Here is a 9243-nt window from a genome sequence, read left to right on the forward strand (position 1 = left end):
ACATTCGTAGTGCCAGTTTGTTCGCGTCGTCGTGACGAACTCCGCCAGCGTGCACCCCTGCGAGTCCGGTGATGCCGAAGCGTTCAAGATCGCGCTCGCCCCGCGCTGATGGTTCGTCTCGCTGACGGGCAAAAGATACTCGGTTCCCGTGACGGGCTCACAGTGCCGATACTTCGCTCGTCAGGATCGTTCGCCCGCGAAATTGATGAACTTCCAAGGCCGTCGTATCTACTTGTAGACGATTCCTGTTGATTCTCTCCGCTCAGGAAGTCTTGGGGGAACTCATGTCGAAGAAGATTGGGCGAGCGGATATTATCGGCGAGAAAGGCATCGCCCATATCCGGCAGATCGTATTGAGCATGGGTTTTATGTTCTACGAGACCGGCGGTGTCGAAGCTGGAATTGACGGTTACGTCGAGTTGCGTGACGACACTACCGGGGTGGTCAGCAATCTGAGTCTTCAGGTTCAAGGCAAGGCGACCGAGCGCAGCCGTTTGCAGGCGGAAACGGATTCTTCCTTTGAGTTTCCCGTTACGGATTCTGATATTCAATACTGGATGCATGGAACGGCACCCGTCCTGCTGATCGTCGTCAAATTGCAGGATGGAAAGGCGTATTGGAAATCCATCAAGGAGTGGTTTGGCAATGCTGAGAACCTCTCATCCAAGAGAGTAGTCTTTGACAAACAGCAAGACGCATTCACCGTCGATGCTAAGAACGCGCTCGTTTCAGTAGCAGCCTCTGTCCGTCCGGGCTCAACAGGTCCCAGCGTACGCCTTCATGAATCCTTGCTGCTAAACCTCCTGGAGGTGGACTTCGTCAACACGATCTACTGGGCACCGACGGACCACGGCTCCGACAGATCATTCGGCGCGGCCCTGCGTAGTCTCGATGCCAAAGCACCCTCTGAGTGGATTGTGAGAGAAAACGCGGTCCTATCCTTCCATAACTTAGACAAGTGGCCCTGGAACAAGGTGTGCGACACCACCGCGCTCGAGGAGTTCGACACGTCCGAGTGGTCAGGCAGTGATAACGACGACCGCGTTCGGGATTTCACCGCACTCTTGAACAGGACGCTCGGAGAATTCGCTCGCCCAAACTTGTACAGGGATCGAGACTCAAAGGTCCTCTTCTTCACGAAGCCCAAGAACCGCGAGAAGCTGAACTACCCGTATCGGAGCCTACAAAACACCACCACTCGGCGCGTAGTCGGCCCATACGGCCGGCAGCGGTCGAACCCAGCCAAACCAGCATATTTCCGTCACTCAGGTTTCCGTGCGCAGTTCGTTTGTTACGCTAAGAAGTGGTTCGTAGAGGTCACTCCCACATATCACTTCACCAGAGACGGGTTGGAGCCGGACCTGCTGTCGGGAGAGCACCTCAAGAAAATAAAGGAGCTTGAGAACAACGCGGCTGTGATGGGACAGTTCGTGATGTGGCGCGCCTTCCTGACGACGCACAGGGCCGGCGGAGATCTGCTTACAGCTGCCTATCCGTTCCTTCGCTTCCGTGAGACCGCCCCGATGGAACTGGAGGTAGGAGTGCCCGATACGTTGTGGGCGTCGCAAGAACCTAATGCTGCCTCGCCGCTCTTCGACTTCGACAAAATGCAGGGAGGGGTCGAATGAGACTATCTCACCTAGCCGAGCCAGAGTTGGAATTCGGAGGCGGGCTGCGACACACCGATATTCGCTTCGGTGTTATGGACTACGGCCCGTTCGACCTGAATGCACAGAATGCACCCAAGCGCATCAAACTGGGAATCATCGGAAGCGCCGAGACTTTGGAAGGAACCGCCAAGTGGGTGCAGTCCTGCTCTGAAGGTTTCGAGGCCAAGCCGAGCAGGCAGCCCAACCTCTTCCCAGCGTTTCCCGGTCTTCAAAACGATGAAACCTTTCACTGCGACTTCTTCACATCGAGTGAACTCCAGCGAGGCCTTCCTTCAAAAGAAATCGCAAGGTTGGTCGCGATCCCAGGGCAGAGAGAGGTCACCCGGGCCGTGGTGGAATCCATGGTCGAGGAGATCTCCGTTCTGGCCGAGCAGACAGTAAAGCCGGATGTGATATTGATAGCGCTGCCGGTAGAAATCATCGAGAGAACGGTGAACGCGAGGGAGACGCTTGACGAGGACAAGGATGAGGCTGAGGCCGGAGGAGACCCAGACTTCCGCGGCATGCTAAAAGCGGCCGCGATGCGGTTCCGCATCCCGATACAGCTGATCTGGCCTACGACGTACGATCCGTCGTATCGCATCTCGAGAAAGCTCAAGGAAAGCAGCCAACGGCGTACGCAGGATGCGGCAACCATCGCTTGGAACCTCGTGACTGCGATCTACTACAAGGCAGGCGGATTGCCCTGGCGGCTTGCGCGTGATGCACGTGAACGCAGGACGTCATTCGTTGGGTTGAGCTTCTACAGGTCTGTCGATGGCGAATACGTCCATACCAGCACAGCTCAGATGTTCGACGAACGAGGCGAGGGCCTCATCCTCCGCGGTGGCCGGATGGTGGAAAGCGAAGAAGATCGCTCACCCCACCTCACCGCGGAGGACGCGTATACCCTTCTCCGGGACTCCCTGAAGGTGTTCCGCAAGCAGCATGACCATTACCCGGCGCGGGTGGTCCTTCACAAGACATCGAAGTTTGACCGCAACGAACTGGATGGCTTTCACAAAGCGATAGACGAGCGAGATATCGACTACGCAGACTTTATTTGGATTCGGAAGTCGATGACCCGCCTCTACCGACTCGGCGTTTATCCGCCGCTCAGGGGTAGCTTACTGCGGATCGATAAAGACCAGGCTCTGCTCTATACTAAAGGCAGTGTCGAGTTTTTCCGAACGTACCCGGGAATGTACATCCCAAGGCCGCTTCTGCTTCGCTGTCAGGTTCTTGGCCAGCCTCTCCAGCACATAGCCCACGAGACCCTGGCGCTGACAAAAATGAACTGGAACAATACTCAGTTCGACAACGGGCTCCCCATCACGATCGCAGCCGCCCGGCAAGTGGGGGAAGTTCTGAAGTACGTCGGTGAGGATCAGGAGATAGCACCCCGGTACAGTTTCTACATGTGACTTGCCGATCCCAAAGCGCGGCAGGCTGCATGCGGACTAGCTTAACAGGATCGCGGTATCGATGCGCGTGGTGCGATCCGGGTCCGACGGCAGCTATTCGAGGCTCGGCACCTTAAAGCGGACCGTCCGAAGACGGCCCATGGACGAAGCCGCTCGCGCGGCACTGGCGCCCGTGGTGAGGGTCCAGCAATGATCTGAACGCCGTGCATTTGTGGGTTTGCGGTCCTGGCTGACGATTGGGGTCTTCTCAACCATCAGACAGGAGGTTCCCATGACGGAGGAGAGGACCACCCCGCTGCGCGAGCGGATGATCGAAGACATGCGCATCCGCGGGATGGGCGACAAAGCCCAGCAGGCTCATATCCGAGCCATCAAGGATTTCGCCAGGTTTCTGAAGCGATCTCCGGACACCGCCACACCTGATGACCTGCGCGCCTACCAGCTGCACATGACGAATGCCGGGGTGACACCCACGACATTCAATGCCCGCATCGTGGCGCTGCGGTTCTTTTTCGGCACCACCTGCGGGCGTGAGGACATGAGGCGGCATATGCAGTTTCGCCGCCAGCCGCGGAAGCTGCCCGTGGTGCTCAGCGTCGAGGAGGTTTCCGACCTTCTGATGGCGGCCCAGGGCCGGGCCTCAAATATCGAGCGGCGCTCAGCATCTCCTATGGGGCCGGGCTAAGGGCGTCAGAGGTCTGTAACCTCAAGATCGGCGACATCGACAGTAACCGGATGCTGATCCATGTCGAACAGGGCAAGGGGCAAAAGGACCGCAAGGTCATGCTGTCGCCCGGGCTGCTGGAGCTCTTGCGCGCCTACTGGCGCGAGGCGCGGCCGCAGGGCTGGCTGTTTCCCGGCAAACCCAGGATCAACCCGATCTCGCCGCGGCAGCTCAACCGCGCCTTCACCTCGGCCAAAAACATGGCTGGGATCGACAAACCCGCAACGCTGCACACGTTGCGGCGCAGCTTCGCCACGCATCTCCTGGAAGCGAACACCGATGTCAGGGTCATTCAGGTCCTGCTCGGGCATGCCCGGCTCAATACCACCGCGATCTATGCCCACGTTGCCACCAAGACGATCCGCGGCACGGTCAGCCCGTTCGAGGCGTTGAAGAAGCTTCAGGACCAAACGCTCCGACGCGGATTGGAGTAGCGCCCCGGTCACGTGGCCCGGGCCACGCTGGAGATCGCTGACATCTTTCGCACCTACGGCTCCGCGTGGCGGCGGGCCAATGCCGGGCATGTCAGCCTGGCCCAGCTCAAGGTCATGTCGGCGATTGAAGCCTGCCGAACCGAGGCGCTCGGCGGGCATGTGGCGGCTTGCACCAAGTGCGGGCATAACCACATCGCCTATAATTCCTGCAAGAACCGGCACTGTCCGAAGTGCCAAGGACCTGCGGCGCGGGATTGGATGGCCGCCCGCGCCGCGGATCTGCTGCCCGTGGAATATTTCCACGTCGTCTTCACCTTGCCTGCCGAGATCGCTCAGATCGCCTACTGGAACAAGAAGGCTGTCTATGACCTGCTGTTTCGGGCATCGGCCGAGACGCTGAGCACGATCGCGGCCGATCCCAAGCGGCTCGGCGCACGCATCGGCATGACCAGCGTGCTGCACACATGGGGATCGGCGCTGACGCATCACCCGCATGTCCATATCATCGTGCCCGGAGGGGGACTGTCGCCGGATGGCACGCGGTGGATCGGCTGCCGCCCCGGGTTCTTTCTGTCCGTGCGGGTCTTATCGCGGCTGTTCCGACGGCTCTTTCTGGAAGGCCTGATGGCGCTGCATCGATCAGGCGATCTGGCCTTCTTCGGGGATCTGGCCGGGCTTGCACAGGCTGACACCTTCGCCGCCTGGCTCGCGCCGCTACGCAAATCCGAATGGGTCGTCTACGCCAAGCCACCGTTCGGCGGTCCCGAGGCCGTGCTGGCCTATCTCAGCCGCTACACCCATCGCGTGGCGATCTCGAACAGCCGCCTGATCAGCGCGGATGCCGAGACTGTCACCTTCCGCTGGAAGGATTACCGGATCAAGAATGGCGACCGTCACAAGGTGATGCGGCTGGCCACCGGAGAGTTCATCCGCCGCTTCCTGATCCACGTGCTGCCCGACGGGTTCCACCGCATCCGCCATTACGGCCTGCTGGCCAGCGCGGGCCGCAAGGCCAATGTCGCCAAGATCCGTGCGTTGCTCGGGGCGGAAGCGCCATCGCCAGATGTAGCGCCAAACGCCGAGATCACCCCGCTTATCCTGAGGGAGCCATGCCCGGACTGCGGCGGCCCGATGCGCATCGTCGAGATATTCCGCCGTGGCCAGCAACCCAGATCCCGGGCGCCACCGAGGGAAAAGGCCGCATGACGAAATGCATGCCACATCAGCCAAGGCCGGCCCGGATCTGCGGTGCGCTCCGGGGTGGCGCCGGTTTGCGTCAGGCTTTGCCGAACACCGCAAAATCGCCGAGACACAACGGCAGACGGCCTCAAGGACCAGCCCTCATCACATCATTGGCCGTTGTTGCGCCAACCCGATTGCTGCTGTCGTGCCCGCCGGTCACCGCCAGCCGCACGCTTTCCCCATAGGCTCCACCCAGCCCCCGCGGCCTCCTCCTTGGGAGGTTTTTCAACGCGGGCCGACACAGGCCCAGCCGCCACCGTCACGCCGCGGCCCGCATCGAAAAACCTTCACCAATTCCGACATTCGTTCTAGGACCGCAGCGCGCTTGCGATCTTCTGCCACTCGGGAATGTCGTCGAAACGGTACTTACGCAGTCCGGACAACTTTGTGAAAAGGTCGAAGGAGTGAAGCGTCTTCAGGATCAGCAGCGGCGCATTGTAAGAAGCCATCACAACGCCCGAAAGAGTGCTTCGTCGTTCGGCAAGCAACGTCTCGAGGACCGCGCTTTCATTTTGGGGATCAGCGAGCCAGGCTCCGTCTTCGGAAACGAATGTTACCGACACGGATTCGGCAGCTGGGTGAACGATCTCGCATAGTTTCGCGTATAGAGGCTTCACTCCGGGGATTTTCATCCGATCGACGTAGTCAATGTACTTAAACGTCGGCATTGCATTGTGACTGTCAGGGGCTGTTTCAGTTTTTGCCACTTTGCGGGCATGCGTGAAGTGTATCAGGGAATCTTCCAGCTCCTTCGAAATGATCATCGCGTCAGGGGCGTGACCTGAAATTTCAGCCTTGACCGCTTCCTTGATTCTCGCGAGCGTATGCGCCACGGGACTCAGGCTATGACCGATGTCGCCTGCTGACTCGATAAGGCTTCTACATGCTGATGCGCAGCCGTAGAGGCTTCCAGCCTCATGTTCACGGATCGCAACCTCGATCCATCTAGTTGTTCGGAAAACCGATGCGACGGATGCCATATGCGCCCTGTTGAGCATCTCGGTCCAATAGACGCGCCCAGAGTACTCCCGGCCAGTTTCTTCATTCAGAGACTTGCGCTCGAATTCGGACAAGTCCTCGAATGTGTACTTCTCCTTGATCAGGTCAGGCGCGATGTCATTGATAATGCGGCCGTAGATCTCGGAGGTCTTTCCGAACACGGCGGACATTTTCTTGATGTCCAGGTGGAGTGACGGTGTCGGGGGTGAGCCACTGGCCATGAAGCCTCTATCGACTGTCGGACTTTCCGGAACAGCGCTTCCTGCCCGGCCAAGCCGAGCAGTGGAGTCGGTCTACCGCCGGATTGCAATAGGGCGTCACTCGTCAGCCGACCGCTTCCCTGAACCCGGAAGCAATTGTGTCCGGGGTCGGTCCAGACTTCGTCGCTTACTATCTCGTCCGGAATGACCCGGAGCATGCCATGCGGCCGCCGACGGGGCTCGGGCGACAGCAGCAGGAAATCCGTCTCACCGGGTTTCTAAGACTTGTCCGCAGCGGGTCGTTCTCCGGCCCCAAATCGCGACATTTGCAGATTGCTCTAAAAAGGGCGACTCCTGGCGCGACTTTGTCGTCCCGGAGCAACCGGCTCGAGGCCACTAGCCCGTGAAACAAATTCGGCCTTTAGATCATCCTAAGCGAACAGCGCCGAACTAGGAGTCGGTGCCAAATGTCCAAGTTGGATCGTTCGGCTCGTGAGCGAATGAAAATGCACGAATTTCGCTGGGAAATCGCTCTGGACTTCATGGAATACCTTGTGGCACATACGCGGGCCAGGAGCCACACAGGAGCCGCGGGGTCTCACAAACACCGCGAACGGACTTGGTGGTTGCATGCGGGTGTGGTGGAATTGGTAGACGCGCTGGATTCAAAATCCAGTTCCGAAAGGAGTGTCGGTTCGAGCCCGACCACCCGCACCACTTCTTAATTCAATGGCATTCGGCAGTCAGGCCGTTTGAATTAGACCCGGCTCCCCGGGGCGTCGGCAACGTCACATGCGCCCTCGGAAAGCGAAGGCCTCGCGTTCGAATCGCGGCGAGGCGCCAACATTCTTCAGAGATTCTAACTACGAATCTGGGTGGTCAGGAGTTCGAATCTCTTCGGGCGCGCCATTATTTCAATAACTTAGCTGGACTCCGCAGACTAAAGTTTTGGATTAGTCTGCGATTTAGTCTGCGGAAAACGTCTTGATGGGCGCCGGGTGTGCGGATGCGAGGCCTACCTCCGAAGGCAGAGGTCACAGGTTCGAATCCTGTCGGCTGCGCCAATTTTCCTTTTTATTTCAATGTATTAGTTGGCCGCAGACGAAATGTGTTTGCGCAGGCAATGTGCCCGTAAGCAGTGGAGCGAGCTTTGGCCACTAGGTTGAACGACGTCTGATTGGCATAATTGTGCGTTGGATTCATTCATTTTTTGGGAAGCGATGCGTCAGATGATCCAGCGGAACGGATGAGCGTTGCTCCCGACGGCAGCACTCAGCCCGTTCGGTTCGATGGGTTTAAGCTCAAGCTACAGGAGAGGATAGCGGCGAACACCTGTCCGAGCATGCGCATCGTAGCGTCGGGGGGATCGGTGATAGCGGAGGACCGCTTTCAATGGAATCGCGTCAAATCACCAGTACATACATCGGCTATTTGAGGTTCGCCTCAAGCTTTTCATCCCCAAAAGAATTGCCTCCCAGGTGCGGCTCGATATCCGAAGCTTGGCGATCCTATCCCACATCCGAGATACCTCCTCAGAAACATGATCGATAATAGTGCTGCAGACGCGCCACCGCAATTGCTTGCCGCGATCACCTCCGAGAGCGCTCCCAGGATTGCTCATTCCGACGACGTACATCAATAGGACGTAGCGAGGATCGACCCGCCTCCGCCAATCGGACCGAGCGTACACCCGATCAGTGATCCTGAAACCGATCGCGGGCAGGAACTGCTGGAGAGAGCCATCCGATTCGTCACTAACCCCAGACCGATGCTGGCAGCGCGTCGAGCGGCATCCTCAGATAACGCCGGCCATTTTCCTCGACCTGAGGCAGTTCCCCTCCGCGGATATTGACCTGCAGGGCATGCAATATGAGTTTTGGCATTGGCAATGTCCTGTCTCGGGCCTCTCGAAGCCTGATGAACGTACTCCGCGAATGAGCGGCGACATGCGGGTTTTTCTCTTTCTGCTCCGCTACCGAACTCTCCCACAGAGCCTGGCGCCCTCCCGGCCTGTAGTCATGCCCGGTGAAGAGGCGCGTCGGGTCGGGTAGGCTCAAAATGTCCTGGATCGACTTCCATAGGTCAGCTGCGCTGCCACCTGGAAAATCTGCACGGGCGGAGCCGCTATCGGGCATGAAAAGTGTGTCGTGAATGAACGCTGCATCGCCGATGACATAGCTTATCGACGCCAAGGTGTGTCCTGGCGAGTGCATGACGCGCGCTTCCAGCTCGCCGATGTTGAAGGTCTCGCCGTCGCAAAACAGCCGATCCCATTGTGAGCCGTCACACGGGAGATCCGAGAAGTTATAGATCCGTTGCCAGATCCGCTGCACTTGCTTCACGTGCTCGCCGATAGCTGTCGGCACGCCGGTTTTTGCCTTGAGATAGCGCGCGGCCGAAAAGTGATCCGCATGCGGATGGGTGTCCAGGATCCACTCGAGCTTCAAATTGCGGCTGTTGATGTAGTGGAGGATCGCGTCCGCATTTGTCGTTGCTGTCGAGCCAGACTTTTCGTCGAAATCGAGTACGGGGTCGATGATGGCGCATCTTCGTGAACTCGGGCATGCAACG

General features: G+C 58.6%; 5 protein-coding genes, 2 tRNA genes and 1 pseudogene. 6 read left to right on the forward strand and 2 right to left on the reverse strand.

What is annotated here, in order from left to right; genetic code table 11:
• Positions 1 to 284 precede the first annotated feature (284 nt).
• The 4 genes and pseudogenes from NKI54_RS28870 to NKI54_RS28885 all read left to right on the forward strand — a co-directional run bounded on the left by NKI54_RS28870 (position 285) and on the right by NKI54_RS28885 (position 5437).
• A complete protein-coding gene (locus NKI54_RS28870; protein ID WP_352633950.1) occupies positions 285 to 1628 on the forward strand; it encodes a DUF4365 domain-containing protein in 1344 nt (447 codons plus the stop codon).
• Positions 1625 to 3073, forward strand: coding sequence for an argonaute/piwi family protein (locus NKI54_RS28875; protein ID WP_352633948.1), 1449 nt, complete (start codon positions 1625 to 1627; stop codon positions 3071 to 3073). The genes NKI54_RS28870 and NKI54_RS28875 overlap by 4 nt, the downstream gene beginning before the upstream one ends.
• A gap of 271 nt (positions 3074 to 3344) precedes the next feature.
• A pseudogene (locus tag NKI54_RS28880) lies at positions 3345 to 4231 on the forward strand (tyrosine-type recombinase/integrase).
• A gap of 12 nt (positions 4232 to 4243) precedes the next feature.
• Positions 4244 to 5437, forward strand: a complete 1194-nt coding sequence (locus NKI54_RS28885) for an IS91 family transposase (protein ID WP_352633946.1) — start codon at positions 4244 to 4246, stop codon at positions 5435 to 5437.
• Positions 5438 to 5781: 344 nt separating this feature from the next.
• Here NKI54_RS28885 and NKI54_RS28890 read toward each other — a convergent pair whose 3' ends face one another.
• On the reverse strand, positions 5782 to 6642 hold the full coding sequence (locus NKI54_RS28890; RefSeq protein WP_352633944.1) for a hypothetical protein: 861 nt from the start codon (positions 6640 to 6642) through the stop codon (positions 5782 to 5784).
• A gap of 662 nt (positions 6643 to 7304) precedes the next feature.
• Between NKI54_RS28890 and NKI54_RS28895 the strand changes: the two genes are divergently transcribed.
• Positions 7305 to 7389: transfer RNA gene (locus NKI54_RS28895), tRNA-Leu, on the forward strand.
• Positions 7390 to 7479: 90 nt separating this feature from the next.
• Positions 7480 to 7581: transfer RNA gene (locus tag NKI54_RS28900), tRNA-OTHER, on the forward strand.
• Between the two features lie 845 nt (positions 7582 to 8426).
• On the opposite strand, the gene NKI54_RS28905 is transcribed toward NKI54_RS28900, so the two are convergent.
• On the reverse strand, positions 8427 to 9243 hold an 817-nt coding region (locus tag NKI54_RS28905), incomplete at its 5' end, for an MBL fold metallo-hydrolase (protein ID WP_352693023.1).

Source organism: Mesorhizobium sp. M0663 (assembly GCF_040320585.1).
Classification (GTDB): Bacteria; Pseudomonadota; Alphaproteobacteria; order Rhizobiales; family Rhizobiaceae; genus Mesorhizobium.